The sequence below is a fragment of the Salmonella sp. K21076 genome, assembly GCF_039650795.1.
In the GTDB taxonomy this organism is placed as follows: domain Bacteria; phylum Pseudomonadota; class Gammaproteobacteria; order Enterobacterales; family Enterobacteriaceae; genus Salmonella; species Salmonella enterica.
The window spans coordinates 14,777-30,956 of the sequence record NZ_JBCLYA010000027.1; the positions used below are offsets into that span (position 1 = coordinate 14,777).

Here is a 16,180-nt window from a genome sequence, read left to right on the forward strand (position 1 = left end):
AATAATGCCTTGCCCGGCGTGCTCTCTCACGTCGGGATGGCCGAAATAGTCATGATTTACCGGGTAACATCCTTGAAAATGTATCGTCTTTTTGTATGTAATGGTGAAACAACGCCGCTGCTGCATGCATGGCAATCAGGAAATAGCCGATATTGGCCAGCATTTCATGAATACGCTTTATATCCGATTTTAGGGTGCTATCTGGCGTCAAAAATACCGGTACAGTAAAACCAAAAAAGCTCCAGCTTTTCCCGCCTGATGCCATCATCGCGACGCCCAGCAGCGGTAAGGCGAGAAAAGTGAGATAAAGCGCGATATGCATTAATTTAGCGGCTACGTGCTGCCAGTGAGGAGGGGGAGGCGTAATGACCGGATCCGGGTATTTGTGTTTAAGATATAACCGTAAAAACATCAGCGCCCAGACCAGAACGCCCATGTCATAGTGCATGTCTTTCATAAATAGGTAAACGCTGGAGCCTTTTGGCGCCCACCCCCGTAACTCAATAGCCGCATATGCTATGCCTGTCAGGAGCAGTGTTAACCAGTGAAGCGTTATTTGCAGTCTTGAGAAATGTGCCATTATTATTATCCTTTATTAACAACTGCTTGTAGGGTATGCGTAAAATCTTAACAGAACCTTAAAGCGGGGGCTGAGTCGCAAGGAACAGACAGAGATAGCGGCACGTAAAATGGGATAAAAAGCCGGCGGCATCGCCGGCTTACTGTTGTTATTGTCCTCTTACGACAACACAGGTTTTACCATAAAACGGATATGAGCCTGTAGTTTCATAATCAACACTCGACACTAAAGAAATATCGCCCGCTTTTTTCGCTGAATCAATAGATGCGTCGCCGGTATTTACAATACCCAATACCGTTTGCGCACACGCTTTACCGGTTTTGGTTGCCGGGAGACTCGTGGCAGTAATTGGCCCTTTAACATCCGTATATAAGCCAATCCCTGTCGGTGATGGTCCTGTAGCACACCCCGTTAAAAGAGAACCAATAAAGATAATTGAAAAAATGTGTTTTTTATTTGTCATGGGATTAGTCCATTATAAATTAATAGAAAACTTACCGTCCGAAAATGTCCGGACAGTCATTTAAAAAGTGGTGTATATTAAATATGCGATATTACTCTTTGCACCCTCCTGTTGATGTCGTACCTGATGGACAAATATCCGTTGAAGCCGGATATATTCCCCATGCCGTGTTTTTATAACTTGCGCATCCTGTCAGCAATGAGAACAGTACGGCTAAAAAAATCATCACGAGCCCTGGCGGCGTTAACATTTTTCGGTTGGACTCCATAGCATGTCATTTCATCGGGTTGCCATATGACTGGCGTTCTGCTGGTAAGTTTCATTAACGCCTGGTTCGTTTAATATTGGTTTAGGTTTAAAGCCAGGAAGCGCTAATTACGATACCTTCTTACGTTTCAGTACTGACTAATAACGTTGAGAAAATGAACAGCGTCGGATGGGAAGACGTAATACAGAATAGAAAGGAAATAAGAGAATAAGATGGCGTTAATTAACCCGGTATTCCTGGCGTCATTTCCCTTGCGTTTTATCCCCGTCAAAAGTGGCCTTTAGCCCACGTTGGCGCTCCCGACGTTGACAACCAGTGAGTGTCCATAGTGTGCGTATGATGTTTTTAAAAGATCGTCATACTTTCTGTTCTGCATCAATTTTTTCATTACAAATGCTCGCCATAATGCCGTCCTCAGGAGGTCTCCCGACGTTTATGCTGCGCCGGGAGAAACAAAAACAACGCATAATCTGGGACAAATTGATGATTAAAGGCAAACTGGCGCTCGTGACGTGCGCGCTGACTCTGGTATTCACTTCGTCGCTTTTCGCCGCGTCGGACACGGCAGATGGTCGTACCCTGAAGCTGGCCATTGGCCCTGAGCCAACGGAAGGCTTTGATCCCATGCTGGGCTGGAGCCACGGCAGCTACTTATTGCTTCATGCGCCGTTGCTTAAGCAAAACGCCGATATGAGTTGGGGTGATTTACTGACGGAAAAAGTGGATACCAGCCCCGACGGTAAAATCTGGACGCTAACCTTAAAGCCCGGGCTGAAATTCTCCGATGGCTCGCCATTAACTGCCGAAGATGTCGTTTTTACATACAATAAAGCGGCGAAGAGCGGCGGTAAAATTGACATGGGCAATTTTAGCCATGCGCGAGCGCTGGATGCGCGCCGAATTGAGATGACGCTGAGCCATCCGCAGAGCACCTTTGTGAATGTACTCGGGTCGTTAGGGATTGTTCCGGCCAGCCGTTATGATGAAAAAACGTTCGCCCGCGAACCGATAGGCGCCGGTCCATACCGACTGGTCAGCTTTCAGCCGGGTCAGCAACTGATCGTTGAAGCTAATCCCTGGTATGCGGGTAAAAAGAATGACTTTAACCGGCTGGTTTTTGTCTTTCTGGATGAAGATAATGCTTATGCCGCCGCGCGCAGCGGACAGTTGGGACTGGTGCGCATTGCCCCTTCTATGGCGGTGACCCCGCAGCAGGATAATCTTAAACTCTGGGTACGCGATAGCGTTGAAAACCGGGGCATTGTCTTCCCGATGGTGCCTGCCGGTAAAAAGGATGCTAACGGTTATCCTGTCGGCAACGATGTGACCGCTGATGTCGCTATCAGACGCGCAATTAACTATGCCATTAATCGTAAGCAACTGGCGGAACAGGTGATGGAAGGCCATGCGATACCCGCCTATAGCGCGGTGCAGGGATTACCGTGGCAAAATCCTTCAGTGGTATTCAGCGATGGCGATATTGCAAAAGCGCGCGCCATCCTGGAAGAGGCTGGCTGGAAGATAAACAGTGCGGGCGTGCGTGAAAAAGCAGGTAAAGAAGCGCGTCTGACCTTATGGTATGCCAGTGGCGACAGCACCCGACGGGATCTGGCCGAGGCGGTGCGCGCCATGTTGCAGCGTTTAGGCATTGTCGTCTCGTTGCAATCGGGAAGCTGGGAAACTGTAGAGCGCCATATGCACGCTAACCCTACGCTGTTTGGCTGGGGAAGTCTGGACCCGATGGAACTCTTCCATCACTACAGTGGGAAAGCCGCTGGTGTGGAATATTATAACCCGGGCTATTACAGCAACCCTGCGGTAGAAGCACATCTGAAGCAGGCTATAGATGCGCCTGACTGGCAAAAGGCGATCCCTTTCTGGCAGCAGGTTGAGTGGGATGGGAAGCAGGGCGCGGGCGTCCAGGGCGATGCGGCATGGGCATGGCTGCTTAATATTCAGCATACTTATCTGGCCAACCCCTGTATTGATCTGGGAAAAGGCTCGCCAGAAATCCACGGTAGCTGGTCGGTGTTAAACAATCTTGATGACTGGACCTGGACCTGTCGGTGATGAAATTGTTCTTCAGTCATTTTTTGCGGCTGATTATTCTGTTGGTGCTGGTGGCTGCCGGCACCTTCATTTTGCTTAGCTTTTCGCCCGTTGATCCTATCCGTGCTTATATTGGCAACGATCTGCTCCATGTTCCGCCAGAACAATATGCGCGGATTGCGGCGCGCTGGGGGCTTGACCAGCCGCTGTGGGAGCGTTTCGGTCACTGGTTTTGGCGTCTGCTCCAGGGCGACATGGGGTATTCCATGCTGTTCAACATGCCTGTCGCCAGCGTGATCCGGGAACGTTTTGCGACGTCATTCGCGCTGCTGGCAGGCGCCTGGCTATTGTCTGGTGTGCTGGGCGTAACATTGGGTTTTCTGGCCGGACGTTTTCTCCACCGTTGGCCGGATAAGATGATTTGCCGTATCAGCTACTTATTGTCATCGTTGCCCACTTTCTGGATAGCAATGCTGTTGCTGGCGCTGTTTGCCGTCCGCTGGCCGGTATTACCTGTTTGTTGCGCCTGGGACCCCGGAAATAATGCAGGAACAGCTCTTTTATCGGAACGTTTACGCCATCTTGTGTTGCCGGTATGTGCGTTAAGTCTGTTGGGCATGGGGCAAATTGCGCTGCATACGCGAGAAAAAATAGCCAGCGTAATGAAGAGCGAATTTATTCGTTTTGCGCGCGCTCAGGGGGATAAAGGATGGTCGCTGTTACGTCACCAGGTGTTACGTCATGCGATTACCCCAGCGCTCTGCTTACAGTTTGCTTCTCTGGGTGAACTGATGGGGGGAGCGTTACTGGCAGAAAAAGTCTTTGCGTATCCGGGGCTGGGACAGGCCACTATCGATGCCGGCCTGCGTGGCGATGTCCCGCTACTCATGGGGATCGTTTTATTCTGTACGCTATTAGTGTTTGCCGGAAATACGATTTCAGCCTGGCTTGTGGTGGTGCTTAATCGATCGCTGGAGCGTCCCGATGCTCTATAATCCTGCCCCGACGTTGTTTCGTCTGCTCCTCTCCGTTACCTGTCTGCTGTTTATTGCCGGATACGGTTATGCCACGTTGAGCCAGCCGCCAGAGGTTAATCTGCTTGCCCGGCATCTGTCGCCTGATATCCAGCACTGGTTTGGCACCGATAATCTGGGGCGCGATGTATGGCTTCGTTGCTTTCAGGGGGCCTTCACCAGTTTACAAATTGGCGTTGGCGCCGCGCTGTGCAGCGGCGTTATCGCGTTAGTGATGGCGGCAGTGGCGCGCATTCATCCCCGGCTGGACCTCCTGGTGCGGCTGATAACCGATGCTATGCTCGCCATGCCGCATTTACTTTTGCTGATCCTTATCTGTTTTACGCTCGGCGGCGGTAAAAGCGGCGTCATTGCGGCCGTGGCGTTAACGCACTGGCCCCGTCTGGCGCTGATTCTGCGCGCCGACGCGGAGCGGGTAGCGCAGAGTGACTACCTGACATTGACCTATCGTCTGGGGCATGGACACCTTTATTGCTGGCGATATCACTATTTTCCGGCGCTATTGCCGCAATGGTTGACGGGAACGTTATTGATGTTTCCTCATGCGGTATTGCACAGCGCGGCGTTAAGTTTTCTGGGGTTTGGGCTGGCGCCGCATGAGCCTTCGCTGGGGCTGTTGCTGGCGGATGCGTTACGGTTTATTAGCCATGGAAACTGGTGGCTGGTGCTATTTCCCGGCCTAATGTTATTCACGCTGGTGATGCTCTTCGATCAGTTTGCGCGCGCCATTCAGCGGCTGTGGCTAAGGAGTGACGTATGCTGAGTTTACAACGGGTTACGCTGGAAAGCGCGCGTTATCGCTGGTATGGCGCGAGACGCTGGTCGCCGTTATTACAGAATGTCTCTTTTGATATCGCGCCCGGCGAAATGGTGGCATTGGTTGGCGGCAGCGGGGAGGGAAAAAGTCTGCTGCTGCAATGCCTGCTCGATCTGCTGCCGGAAAACTTACGTTTTCGGGGTGAGATTACGCTTGATGGCAACCGGCTGGACAGACATACCATCAGGCAGCTTAGGGGCAATACGTTTAGCTACGTGCCGCAGGGGGTACAGGCGCTTAATCCTATGCTGAATATCAGAAAACATTTGAACAGAGCATGTCATCTGACCGGACGCGCCTGGGATGAGACGCAGATGGTACAGTTATTACAGCAAAGCGATCTTGCACCGACAGTCCTGGAACGCTTTCCCCGCCAGCTCTCCGGTGGGATGGCTAAACGAATTCTGGCGTGCCACGCCTCGCTCAGCCAGGCACGTTATATCCTCGCGGATGAGATCACCGCCTGGCTTGATACGGCACTGGCAAACCAGTTGCTTGAGCACTTGCGAGGTCTCTGCGAGCGGGGATGCGGCGTGCTGTGGGTGACTCATGACCTGCTGCTGGCGGCGCGGTATGCCGATCGCATTGTGGCGCTGCATCAGGGTTATATCACGGACAATATTCGCTGTGAACGATTACAGCCGGAAGAGATGAGTGAGCCGTTAAAACGGCAATGGCAGGCATTGCCTGAACTAAACCCGTTATTTATGCCGACCGGAGAGGGAATAGAATGCTGAGCTGCCGCGACCTCGTTATTCGTCAGGGCGGGAAAGTCTTATGGCAGAACCTGACGTTTACGATTTCTGCCGGTGAACGGGTAGGAATTCATGCGCCAAGCGGAACGGGGAAAACAACGTTGGGGCGCGTCCTGGCCGGATGGCAAAAGCCGACGACGGGCGACGTTCTGCTGGACGGCAGCCCGTTACCCCTGCATCAGTATTGCCCGGTACAGCTGGTCCCCCAGCATCCTGAACTGACGTTTAATCCCTGGCGAAGCGCCGGAGACGCTGTGCGTGATGCCTGGCAGCCTGACCCGGAAACGTTGAGACGTTTGTATGTGCAGCCCGAGTGGCTGACGCGTCGGCCAATGCAGCTCTCAGGCGGGGAGTTGGCGCGTATTGCGATACTACGCGCGCTTGACCCGCGAGCGCGTTTTCTGATTGCCGACGAAATGACGGCGCAACTCGATCCGTCTATTCAAAAAGCGATATGGGTATACGTGCTTGAGGTGTGCCGCAGCCGTTCATTAGGGATGTTGGTGATTAATCATCAGTCTGCGCTACTTGATCAAGTCTGTACCCGCCATTTACAGGTGGAATAGCCGCAAGTCGTTTCTCCGCATTGTCGTGTCGCCGTTAACGCACCGGGAGCCCATGGGTTCCCGGTATTGTCGGCAGAGATTTTACTGCATGACGCGTTTATCTGCGTTTTTTGCATCAGCGGTATTACTGTAGTCCCTGGTCTCTTCAACCTGTACAGGGGCTCTGACGACCAGACTTGGCAGCGCCAGTTCGATATCATTCTCAATGAGTTTTTCAATAATACGGATATTTATCTCTTGCTGAATATCCATGTATTTATTGTAATCCGCGGTATTGACGATATGTACCACCTCATAGGTCAGCCGATCCTGACCAAAGGCCAGTAGATGGGCGCGGTCGAATTGTGTTTCGCCGACATCGGTAATAATCTTTTTCACCATATCGCCGATGAGGCGTAACTTTTCCGGCGGTGTCGCAGTGGCAACGCCAAAAGTAAACACGATACGACGCGTTTGCATCCGCTTATAGTTGTGTATGGTTTGCTGCAACAACTGCGCGTTCGCACAAACGATCTGTTCGCCGCTGAGGCTACGGATGCGAGTGGTTTTCAAACCGATATGTTCAATCGTACCGGCTACATCATTAAAGACGACGAAATCGCCGATCTCGAAGGGCTTATCGAAACCAATCGACAGCGAAGCGAAGACATCGCTCAGAACGGTTTGTACCGCCAGGGCAATAGCAATACCGCCCACGCCGAGGCTGGCTACCAGTGCGGTAATATCCACGCCGACGTTCGCCAGGATGGAGAGCAACATCATAGACCAGACGAGCACGCGCAAAATCATACCAAGAATGACTAACGTCACCGGGTTTTTATTGGAGCCTGGGGCATACAGTAAATGACGCATCCATGACTGTACGCCCTGATCAAGCCAAATCGCCATTTGAATCGCAACCACTAAAAACCAGGCGTGAGAGAGGGTAGAGAATAACCGGTCGGGCAGGGCGACAAAGCGCAGGCTAAAGAGAAATGCGGCAAAAAAGATGAGCATCTTACTGGTCTTTTTCAGCATCTCGAAAACAATAGGCCGCAGCCGCCCATGAGCATCATCCTTTTTATCCGGGCGTTGTAGCGCTTTATAGACCACATTAAGTAGCCAGTTGATGAGCCAGTAAGTAATGAGGGTGACGAAAAAAACGACCGCCAGATTGATCCAGAACGTCGTTGACATCAGCATCGCAACGATATTTAGTCGTGCTAAATACTCCATTTTACCTCCGATGAAAAGCAGATGAACATTACAGTATAGACGTCACATCACGGAGGCCGATTTCCGGCTTTACTATTGCTGTTTTATTCAGCACTTTTGTTCAAAAAGCATGAAAAAGAGGGGTAGCCGTTTGGCTATCCCGGCGTTTCTGTGCAGACTTATCTACTCCTCTTAATAAAATAAGGAGTCATTTATGCAACAAGAACATCGAGAGTGTATTGAGCAGTGTTATGAATGCGCGGCGGCGTGTGATATCTGCGCCTCTTCTTGTCTGCGTGAAGATAACGTCGAAATGATGAAGCATTGCATCGAGTTAGATATGCAATGTGCGGCCATTTGTCGCCTGGCGGCGCAATTTATGGCATTGGAAAGCGAGTACTCACAAAAATTATGCCGCCTGTGCGCGGATATCTGCAAAGCCTGCGCCGAAGAGTGTGCAAGGCACGATCACGACCATTGCCAGAATTGCGCGCGGGCATGCAGCCAATGCGCAGACGCCTGCCTTAAAATGGCCGCGTAATTTTTCTTCCGCCATTAGCTCAACCGGATAGAGCATAGAGCTTCTACCTCTAAGGTTCGGGGTTCAATTCCTCGATGGCGGACCAGTTGATATCAAAAAAGGCCACCTGCGCGGTGGCCGCTGAGTTTCTGTTGAAATAAATGCAATGTTATAATATAACAATCATCTTTCTAAGAAAGATGAGGGTAACGTTTTGGTGATTCATTTAAAAAAACTGACAATGCTTCTGGGAATGCTGTTGGTCAATAGTCCTGCCTTCGCGCATGGTCATCATGCTCATGGCGCGCCGATGACGGAGGTTGAGCAAAAAGCGGCAGCGGGTGTGTTTGATGACGCTAATGTACGCGATCGCGCGCTCACCGACTGGGATGGTATGTGGCAATCCGTCTATCCTTATCTGGTCAGCGGCGAGCTGGACCCTGTCTTCAGACAAAAGGCGAAGAAAGACCCGGAGAAAACGTTTGAGGATATTAAAGCGTATTATCGCAAAGGATACGCGACGAATGTTGAGACTATCGGTATTGAAAATGGCGTTATAGAATTCCATCGCGACAATAACGTTGCATCCTGTAAATACAATTATGCCGGCTATAAAATTCTGACTTACGCATCGGGTAAAAAAGGGGTGCGCTACCTGTTCGAATGTAAAGATGCGAATAGCAAAGCGCCTAAATATGTTCAGTTTAGCGATCATATCATTGCCCCGCGCAAATCGGCGCACTTCCATATCTTTATGGGAAATACCTCGCAACAGGCATTGTTGCAAGAGATGGAAAACTGGCCTACCTATTATCCTTATCAGTTAAAGGCGAATGAGGTCGTTGACGAAATGCTACATCATTAAGTCTGATTGCAATGTTAAAAGCTCGCTATGAATAGCGAGCTTTTTTTCTGCCGTTATGCCATATTTCTGGCAATCAATATAAAAAATACCTGCGCCCCCGGAGCAACGATGACGCTGTCCATACCGCCCTCGATTCAATGCCAAACGGAAGCGGCGTGTCGCCTGATTACTCGTGTCACAGGCGATACGTTGCGTGCTATTCATTTATATGGTTCCGCTGTCGCGGGCGATCTGAAGCCAAACAGCGACATTGATCTGCTGGTGACAATATGCCAGCCGCTGACGGAGACCCAACGCGCAACGCTGATGCAGGAATTGCTGGCGCTTTCATCGCCGCCGGGGGCGTCAGCAGAAAAACGCGCTCTGGAGGTCACTGTCGTGCTTTATTCGCAGCTGGTTCCCTGGTGTTTTCCACCTTCCCGGGAAATGCAATTTGGCGAGTGGCTAAGAGAGGACATTTATCAGGGGATTTATGAACCAGCGCAGCAGGACTGGGACATGGTGTTACTGATAACCCAAATTCTGGAAACCAGTATACCGCTAAAGGGAGAACGCGCGGAACGGCTGTTCACGCCAGCCCCTGCGGCGCAGTTGCTGAAGGCCTTGCGTTATCCCCTCGACCTTTGGCAATCCACGGCAGATGTGCAGGGAGATGAGTATCATATCGTTTTAACCCTGGCGCGTATCTGGTACACCCTTTCTACCGGGAGATTTACCTCTAAGGATGCGGCGGCTGACTGGCTGTTACCTCAGTTGCCAGAAGAGTATGCTGCTACGTTGCGTGCGGCGCAGCGTGAATATTTAGGTCTGGAGCAACAGGACTGGCATATTTTGCTGCCTGCGGTCGTACGCTTTGTGGATTTTGCGAAAGCGTACATCCCCACGCAGTTCACATAAGATGCCCCAGGACGTCTGTCAGGTTGCGCAAACGGCGTTCCTCAACTACTACTTAATAGGTTCTCATCGCTGAAGTAAGCAGATGATCTTATGCGGGCCATCGAATGGATATTCCCACATGGCTCTCGTTTTGTTGAGGTGGATATGACTGGTTCCGCATCATCTGTTTTAAAGACAGATACAAGACTATTGAGCGAAAACCTGTTTCTTAATTATGGTCTGGAGTCCTTATTTAAGGACGTCGCAATAATAGCTGGCAACGTAAATTATATTGTTTTTGATATCGACGATTACTACACCGTACAGCAGTATATTACTTCCACATTTAAAACGGTACTCATTGGGATTGTTACCCATAATGAATATAACTTTATTGATGAACATCATGCTATATATCGAATAAAGGTCGATGCCTCTATTGCTGAGTGGCGCGAATTACTGATTTTGGCCGCTGCTGGTCAATTTTTTCCCAGATCAGAGAAAGTCAGATTAACGGCGAATGAAAGAAATGTTTTGGCGATGCTTGTTAAAGGAATGGATATCCGACAAATAAGCTGTGAGCTGAATGTACATTTAAAAACTATTTACTCAGTACGCTACCATGTCCTGACTAAATTAGGTTGTAGAACAGTTCTGGATTATCAAATACTGTCCGTCTCTAAAGCCTTTACGCACTGGCTTACAATAAATAATGTCGATAATGTAATTTTCCGTGTAAATAGCAAGGTCATTGCTTAATAATGATTTGCTTCTGATGGCGTTTAGGTTCACTATGCTTTCTTACATCATCATGAGGCCAGACAGGCATGGCTACTTTTAGTATTAGCGCAATGGCGGCGCAGTGTGGTGTCACAACAGCAAATATCAGGTCCTGGGAACGCTATGGCCTGCTTCAACCTACCAAAGATGAAGCTGGCAATCGTTTTTATTGCATAGAAGATGCTATCAGAATACAGCATATTATCGACGCGTTAAGCAAAGGCTTCTCATTAAAAGAGATTAAACCTGCCCTCTATGGTGAAGAAACGCATTGCCGCTCGGGATGGTTATTCTACCAGGAAGAGATTTTAGCGCAGTGTAGAAAATTCGAACCCGCCAAATTGCGAAAATTACTCTGGCGTTATGGTCGGGAAATTCCGCCGTGTATCGTAATTGAGTCAATACTGCGTCCTTTATGGCTGTGGTTGTCCGCAGGCGATGATGATGCACGCCGATTTGAAAAGGCATTACTGGATACTGCGATTATTGAATACGCCACGTTCCAGCTAAGTAGCGTACGAAAGGCGCCAGCAGGCACAATGCTTATTGCTGCGTTTTCGCTGAACGACCCCATTGAGCTATGGCTGGAAACGATTAAATATTGTAGTGAAGGTATGCGAGTTGAAGTCATCCCCTGGCAGGCGCCGATGCCCGATCTTTTATCAACGTCTTTCGAGCATATTGTTTTGTGGCATGATGAGACATTAACTCCCGCCCAGGAAAATCTTATTCAGGCTTTAAAAGAATCGGGTAAATTTAGTCTTCATGTGAAAAATGGCTCAGGCTTAACATTACTGCCAGCCGTATACCGGCAGCATGAGATGCCCGAAAGCATGCAGCATGTTGCACCGCAAATCCATGCAAACGGCTACGAAAAATCAGGCACCGCACGTTGAGGCATCTGCATTATTAACGAACAGGGGAGGAGTAACCCCCTCCCTTGTTTATACCCTTCATACTTCAAGTTGCTTATGTGTTGGCTACGGATTACTCGGCCCATCCATAGGCCTCGCCCTGACGGGCCGTCGCAAGCGACGTTCAAATCTGCTCCCGGCAGATTTGTCGTTCACCCCAGTCACATAGTTATCTATGCTCCTGGGGACTCACTCCCTTGCCGCCTTTTAGCAACACGAATTATTTTGGGTATATATTAGATGTCGTCAGGTGTCTGAAAAAAAACGGCTTCTAAGGCATTGCGGTAAATATCAAGCTGCACTACGTCTTTTTCTGTTTCCAGTTTTTCAATAAGTTTGGCGATGATATCCTTATTTGAGACATGCTGCTGCGATTGCAATAGTTCGTAAGTAATTTCCTGAATAGCTCGCTGTTCACATAACATATGTGCAGAAAAAGGATTGCCAGTACTATTTTGTTCGTTGACTAGTGTAATGGTAGTCATATTTCACCATATTCGATGTAAATTGAAGCCGATCTCCCTGAGCGGGGGAGAGAAATTAGTGACCTATTAAAGTTAGACCTATATCATAAAACTGTAATAAAAAATCATAAAAACGTGATGTGCATCACATTTGTGTGATTTGTTGTATATTTTATACACTTTAAATGAAGGTGAAGATTCCGCAGAATCAACGGCCTGTTCTTTTTTCTCACTCCAGTTTAAACGAATAAGCATTAATACCCATCTGTAATAATTACTTAATGTTATCTTAATAAAGGTAAATTACTGTCAGACCTCCGTAAAAGGAGGTTGATTAATGATTCGTCATATCGCCATTTTTCTTTGTTCTTTATTGATGTGCAGCACCACTTTTGCCGATTCGGTAACGTCGGTATCGCTTGGCGCGCTCTTAACCGCGCTCAATGAACGCATGTTATTAATGAAAGATGTGGCTGCTTATAAAATGAAGCACCATCTGCCGATAGAGGATTTCACACGTGAACAAAATGTTTTTGCCGAGGCTGAAGAAGAAGCGAAAAATAACGGTCTGGACCCGCATTCGATAACCCCTTTTATTCGTTCGCTAATGGATGCCAGTAAAGCGATACAGTACCGCTATTTAGCGCAGTGGCGAACCGGCTCAGAACCCTCCTTTCCGATACAAACCTTGTCGGTCACCCGGCAACGTATTCGACAACTTGATAATCAAATGTTGATCATTATCAGCCAGCGCCTGATGGTCGGCGCTTTCAGCCATGAGGATATGGTGTGGCTGAGAACGCACTTTAATGCGCCGAATCTGAATGAGAGCGATATCAGTGATGTGTTGGCAGCCCTATCTTTGGTGCGACACGCGCGTTAATCCCCCATGAGGAAACGTGGGCCAATACCTGGTGATTGCCTGCGGGGGCGCGATAAAAGAACGTTTTTGGGTGATGGGGATATAAGCGTGGCGGAATAGCGGCTGGAGAGACGTGGTTTCGCTTCCCATCTTCCGATGCATTCGTTAGCATACTGTTTCGCAGCTAAGCGTAAATGTTTTCAGGAAGAGGTTAATGTGTTCGCGGAGTATGGTGTTCTGAATTATTGGACGTACCTGGTCGGGGCGATTTTTATCGTTCTGGTACCAGGGCCGAATACGCTTTTTGTGCTTAAAAATAGCGTGGGACGCGGGGTTAAAGGAGGATATCTTGCCGCATGTGGCGTGTTTATCGGTGATGCGATATTAATGTTTCTGGCGTATGCGGGCGTGGCGACGCTGATCAAAACAACGCCGGTTCTGTTTAACATTGTTCGCTATCTCGGCGCGTTTTATCTGCTCTACCTTGGCGCAAAAATCCTTTACGCCACTCTGACCTCAAAAGGGCGTGCGGCGACGGAAACGGTAGTTCCTTTTGGCGCTATTTTTAAGCGTGCTTTAATTCTTAGCCTGACGAATCCTAAAGCCATACTTTTTTATGTTTCCTTTTTTGTGCAATTTATTGATGTTACTGCGCCGCATACTGGGGTGTCATTTTTTATTTTGGCCACCACCCTTGAAATCGTCAGTTTTTGCTATCTGAGCTTTTTAATTCTTTCTGGCGCTTTTGTAACCCACTATATTGGTACCAAAAAGAAACTGGCAAAAGTGGGCAATTCGTTGATTGGCCTTCTTTTCGTCGGATTTGCCGCCCGGCTGGCAACGCTCCAGTCTTAACCCCCTGGACCCGTCGTGAACGGCGGGTCATTGCTCTCCTTTCGGTTTTATTGCGTGGAAAACAGCAAAATAGTAACCAATAAATGGTATTTAAAATGCTGTTTTTGGAGCGTAACCTTTTTACGACAGCGATGAGATTATCGCTGAGTAACCTGCGGGAAGAGGGAAGCAAATGCGGCAAATTCCACAAAATCATATCCATACACGTTCCACGCCCTTCTGGAACAAAGAGACGGCGCCTGCCGGAATTTTCGAACGCCACCTTGATAAGGGAACGCGACCCGGCGTTTATCCTCGCCTCTCGGTGATGCAGGGGGCGGTCAAATATCTCGGATACGCTGATGAACATTGCTCTGAGCCGGAAGAGATCATGGTGATCAATGCCGGCGAGTTTGGCGTGTTTCCTCCGGAAAAGTGGCACAATATTGAGGTCATGACGGATGATACCTATTTTAACATCGACTTTTTTGTCGCGCCGGAAGTACTGATGGAAGGGGCGACCTCACGAAAAGTCATTCATGCCGGGAGAGAATAATAATGGGAAAAGCTACTTATACCGTCACGGTCACGAATAATAGCAACGGCGTCTCTGTGGACTATGAAACGGAAGCACCGATGACGTTGCTGGTACCTGAAGTTACAGCAGAAGTTGTGAAGGATTTGGTCAATACCGTGCGTTCCTACGATACCGAAAACGAACACGACGTTTGCGGTTGGTAAAGATGCTGTAGTATCTATTTGATATAAAATGATTCTTTAAATGAGAAGCCGCATCGCGCGTCGCCAGCGTGATGCGGTTTTTGCGTATTGAAAAGCGCTGTTTATTTACATCAGACATGGGTTGAAAAGAAACATTAAGAAAACATTAAGAATATCGCATTGTTTGCTAATGAGAGCGTATTCATAAAACTTATGATTGGGTATTAAAAACCAGAAGAGTCTTATGATCATGAAACTCGATACCCGATTAACTTCGTCAGCACTTACTCTTGCGCTTGCCGCTGTGGTCATCCCGTTTACGGCGGACTGGCAATTGCCTTTGCTTAACGGCGTGGTGGTCCGATGGATTGAAAACGGACAAGCGTTATGGTTACTGTTTGGGGCGCTATTTACCGCCTGGTATATACGGCCACTTTCCCGTCCCGAAGGGGCAAAGCAGTTTTGGCTATGGGCTGTTGTCTGGTGGGTGGTGCTGTTGGGTAGAAGCACCAGTTGGGGGCGTGACTATTTCCCTGACGAGCCGCGTATGCTGTTCAGAACGATTTCAGTGCTATTAATTGCTGCGTTGGTATTGCCAGTCCTGTTTTTTGCCGGGCTACGTAAGGAGATTGTTCGTCGTCTGCGGGACGTTCCTCTGCCATTGTGGCTGTTTACCGTGACGGCATGTTCATATCTGATTTCCGACACTGTCGAGCATCATCGGTGGTTGTCGCCGATATTCCTGCATAACGCTCGTTACACAGATTTGATTGAAGAGCTTTATGAAGTGCCATTTATGATCGGTTTGTTTATGGTGACCGTGGGGTTTATGCAGCAGGACAAGCAGGATGAATGTACTGCGCTGGAGCTGACCCCGTATCACGCAAAATAGCGCGGCTGAAAAAGACCATGAATTCGATATGGGATAGATAGCAGTTAGCAAAAAAAGCCCGCACTCGGTGAGGCGGGCAAATAATACTGGAAGCAATGTGAGCAATGTCGTACCGAACAGGTGGGTTATAAACTCAACCACTCGGTATTGATAAAGATAATCGTTATCATTAATGATTGCAACCCTGATATTTATGCGCTTTTATCCACGACGCTAAAAGGTGATGGATATCACAAACTTCACTTTCCTGACGATGTGCTATTCTTTTTAACGGCAAATAAACCGCTAACGTTAAGACATAAGTGAGGAAAAAATGGGTATTCTTTCATGGATTATTTTTGGACTTATTGCGGGTATTTTGGCTAAGTGGATCATGCCAGGTAAAGATGGCGGCGGATTCTTTATGACGATCATTCTGGGGATCGTCGGTGCGGTAGTCGGAGGATGGATCAGTACGTTCTTTGGCTTTGGCAAAGTGGATGGTTTCAACTTCGGCAGCTTTGCAGTCGCGGTGATCGGCGCGATTGTTGTGCTGTTAATCTACAGAAAAATCAAAAGCTAAACGCAGAACTTTCAGAGATAATAAAGGCTACGACAGGTAGCCTTTATTATTGTCTATGGAAAACCCCCAGCTAGGCTGGGGGTTCCGGAAAGCTTTCAGCTTTAAGCCAGTTATTAAAACCCCTTTTGATTTGTTAAAACATCTTGCGGTCTGGCAACTGCAAAA

The 16,180-nt window shown here is 48.6% G+C and carries 21 protein-coding genes and 1 tRNA gene; 17 read left to right on the plus strand and 5 right to left on the minus strand.

What is annotated here, in order from left to right:
• Window positions 1–49: 49 nt before the first annotated feature.
• Complete coding sequence (locus AAYN39_RS10390; RefSeq protein ID WP_000929974.1) at window positions 50–580, minus strand: cytochrome b; 531 nt, start codon at window positions 578–580, stop codon at window positions 50–52.
• Between the two features lie 148 nt (window positions 581–728).
• Window positions 729–1,043: a TRL-like family protein gene (locus AAYN39_RS10395; RefSeq protein ID WP_000182479.1), complete on the minus strand. Its 315-nt coding sequence runs from the start codon at window positions 1,041–1,043 to the stop codon at window positions 729–731.
• Window positions 1,044–1,746: 703 nt separating this feature from the next.
• On the opposite strand from AAYN39_RS10395, the gene AAYN39_RS10400 reads away from it, so the two are divergent.
• The 5 genes from AAYN39_RS10400 to AAYN39_RS10420 are packed head-to-tail and all read left to right on the plus strand — an operon-like array spanning window position 1,747 to window position 6,532.
• Window positions 1,747–3,381 carry an ABC transporter substrate-binding protein gene (locus AAYN39_RS10400; protein ID WP_000946075.1) on the plus strand — a complete coding sequence of 545 codons (1,635 nt, stop codon included), beginning with the start codon at window positions 1,747–1,749 and terminating at the stop codon, window positions 3,379–3,381.
• Window positions 3,381–4,355: an ABC transporter permease gene (locus AAYN39_RS10405; protein ID WP_001520270.1), complete on the plus strand. Its 975-nt coding sequence runs from the start codon at window positions 3,381–3,383 to the stop codon at window positions 4,353–4,355. The genes AAYN39_RS10400 and AAYN39_RS10405 overlap by 1 nt, the downstream gene beginning before the upstream one ends.
• Window positions 4,345–5,157 carry an ABC transporter permease gene (locus tag AAYN39_RS10410; RefSeq protein ID WP_000966645.1) on the plus strand — a complete coding sequence of 271 codons (813 nt, stop codon included), beginning with the start codon at window positions 4,345–4,347 and terminating at the stop codon, window positions 5,155–5,157. The genes AAYN39_RS10405 and AAYN39_RS10410 overlap by 11 nt, the downstream gene beginning before the upstream one ends.
• Window positions 5,151–5,948: an ATP-binding cassette domain-containing protein gene (locus AAYN39_RS10415; RefSeq protein ID WP_000950217.1), complete on the plus strand. Its 798-nt coding sequence runs from the start codon at window positions 5,151–5,153 to the stop codon at window positions 5,946–5,948. Before AAYN39_RS10410 ends, AAYN39_RS10415 begins: the two co-directional genes overlap by 7 nt.
• Window positions 5,942–6,532 (plus strand): ATP-binding cassette domain-containing protein, encoded by a 591-nt coding sequence (locus AAYN39_RS10420; RefSeq protein ID WP_000947464.1) that lies wholly within the window; start codon window positions 5,942–5,944, stop codon window positions 6,530–6,532. Before AAYN39_RS10415 ends, AAYN39_RS10420 begins: the two co-directional genes overlap by 7 nt.
• A gap of 81 nt (window positions 6,533–6,613) precedes the next feature.
• Here AAYN39_RS10420 and AAYN39_RS10425 read toward each other — a convergent pair whose 3' ends face one another.
• Window positions 6,614–7,747: a mechanosensitive ion channel family protein gene (locus AAYN39_RS10425; protein ID WP_000456065.1), complete on the minus strand. Its 1,134-nt coding sequence runs from the start codon at window positions 7,745–7,747 to the stop codon at window positions 6,614–6,616.
• 193 nt (window positions 7,748–7,940) lie between these two features.
• Here AAYN39_RS10425 and AAYN39_RS10430 point away from each other — a divergent pair, with 193 nt between their 5' ends.
• The 6 genes from AAYN39_RS10430 to AAYN39_RS10455 all read left to right on the plus strand — a co-directional run bounded on the left by AAYN39_RS10430 (window position 7,941) and on the right by AAYN39_RS10455 (window position 11,663).
• Window positions 7,941–8,267, plus strand: coding sequence for a four-helix bundle copper-binding protein (locus AAYN39_RS10430; RefSeq protein WP_001183698.1), 327 nt, complete (start codon window positions 7,941–7,943; stop codon window positions 8,265–8,267).
• 8 nt (window positions 8,268–8,275) lie between these two features.
• Window positions 8,276–8,352: transfer RNA gene (locus AAYN39_RS10435), tRNA-Arg, on the plus strand.
• A gap of 111 nt (window positions 8,353–8,463) precedes the next feature.
• Complete coding sequence (zinT, locus tag AAYN39_RS10440; RefSeq protein WP_001537483.1) at window positions 8,464–9,111, plus strand: metal-binding protein ZinT; 648 nt, start codon at window positions 8,464–8,466, stop codon at window positions 9,109–9,111.
• 108 nt (window positions 9,112–9,219) lie between these two features.
• Window positions 9,220–10,008: a cryptic aminoglycoside nucleotidyltransferase ANT(3'')/ANT(9) gene (aadA, locus tag AAYN39_RS10445; RefSeq protein ID WP_000175788.1), complete on the plus strand. Its 789-nt coding sequence runs from the start codon at window positions 9,220–9,222 to the stop codon at window positions 10,006–10,008.
• A 144-nt stretch (window positions 10,009–10,152) separates the two neighbouring features.
• Window positions 10,153–10,746 carry a helix-turn-helix transcriptional regulator gene (locus AAYN39_RS10450; protein WP_001787632.1) on the plus strand — a complete coding sequence of 198 codons (594 nt, stop codon included), beginning with the start codon at window positions 10,153–10,155 and terminating at the stop codon, window positions 10,744–10,746.
• Between the two features lie 68 nt (window positions 10,747–10,814).
• Window positions 10,815–11,663: a MerR family transcriptional regulator gene (locus tag AAYN39_RS10455; RefSeq protein WP_000190268.1), complete on the plus strand. Its 849-nt coding sequence runs from the start codon at window positions 10,815–10,817 to the stop codon at window positions 11,661–11,663.
• 254 nt (window positions 11,664–11,917) lie between these two features.
• Here AAYN39_RS10455 and AAYN39_RS10460 read toward each other — a convergent pair whose 3' ends face one another.
• A complete protein-coding gene (locus AAYN39_RS10460) occupies window positions 11,918–12,166 on the minus strand; it encodes a biofilm/acid-resistance regulator YmgB/AriR (protein WP_000208085.1) in 249 nt (82 codons plus the stop codon).
• A 78-nt stretch (window positions 12,167–12,244) separates the two neighbouring features.
• Window positions 12,245–12,400 carry a hypothetical protein gene (locus AAYN39_RS10465; RefSeq protein WP_000908466.1) on the minus strand — a complete coding sequence of 52 codons (156 nt, stop codon included), beginning with the start codon at window positions 12,398–12,400 and terminating at the stop codon, window positions 12,245–12,247.
• Between the two features lie 82 nt (window positions 12,401–12,482).
• On the opposite strand from AAYN39_RS10465, the gene AAYN39_RS10470 reads away from it, so the two are divergent.
• The 6 genes from AAYN39_RS10470 (at window position 12,483) to AAYN39_RS10495 (ending at window position 16,015) form a co-directional block, all read left to right on the plus strand.
• Window positions 12,483–13,028, plus strand: a complete 546-nt coding sequence (locus AAYN39_RS10470; RefSeq protein ID WP_000617989.1) for a chorismate mutase — start codon at window positions 12,483–12,485, stop codon at window positions 13,026–13,028.
• A 195-nt stretch (window positions 13,029–13,223) separates the two neighbouring features.
• Entirely contained in the window at window positions 13,224–13,862 is a 639-nt protein-coding gene (gene leuE, locus AAYN39_RS10475) for a leucine efflux protein LeuE (RefSeq protein WP_000457190.1), read from the plus strand.
• A gap of 172 nt (window positions 13,863–14,034) precedes the next feature.
• Window positions 14,035–14,397, plus strand: a complete 363-nt coding sequence (yeaR, locus tag AAYN39_RS10480) for a DUF1971 domain-containing protein YeaR (protein WP_001248993.1) — start codon at window positions 14,035–14,037, stop codon at window positions 14,395–14,397.
• Between the two features lie 2 nt (window positions 14,398–14,399).
• Window positions 14,400–14,582: a DUF1869 domain-containing protein gene (locus AAYN39_RS10485; RefSeq protein ID WP_000513734.1), complete on the plus strand. Its 183-nt coding sequence runs from the start codon at window positions 14,400–14,402 to the stop codon at window positions 14,580–14,582.
• A 229-nt stretch (window positions 14,583–14,811) separates the two neighbouring features.
• Window positions 14,812–15,453, plus strand: a complete 642-nt coding sequence (locus tag AAYN39_RS10490; RefSeq protein ID WP_024131169.1) for a hypothetical protein — start codon at window positions 14,812–14,814, stop codon at window positions 15,451–15,453.
• Between the two features lie 313 nt (window positions 15,454–15,766).
• Window positions 15,767–16,015, plus strand: coding sequence for a GlsB/YeaQ/YmgE family stress response membrane protein (locus AAYN39_RS10495; protein WP_000512149.1), 249 nt, complete (start codon window positions 15,767–15,769; stop codon window positions 16,013–16,015).
• Window positions 16,016–16,180: the final 165 nt, after the last annotated feature.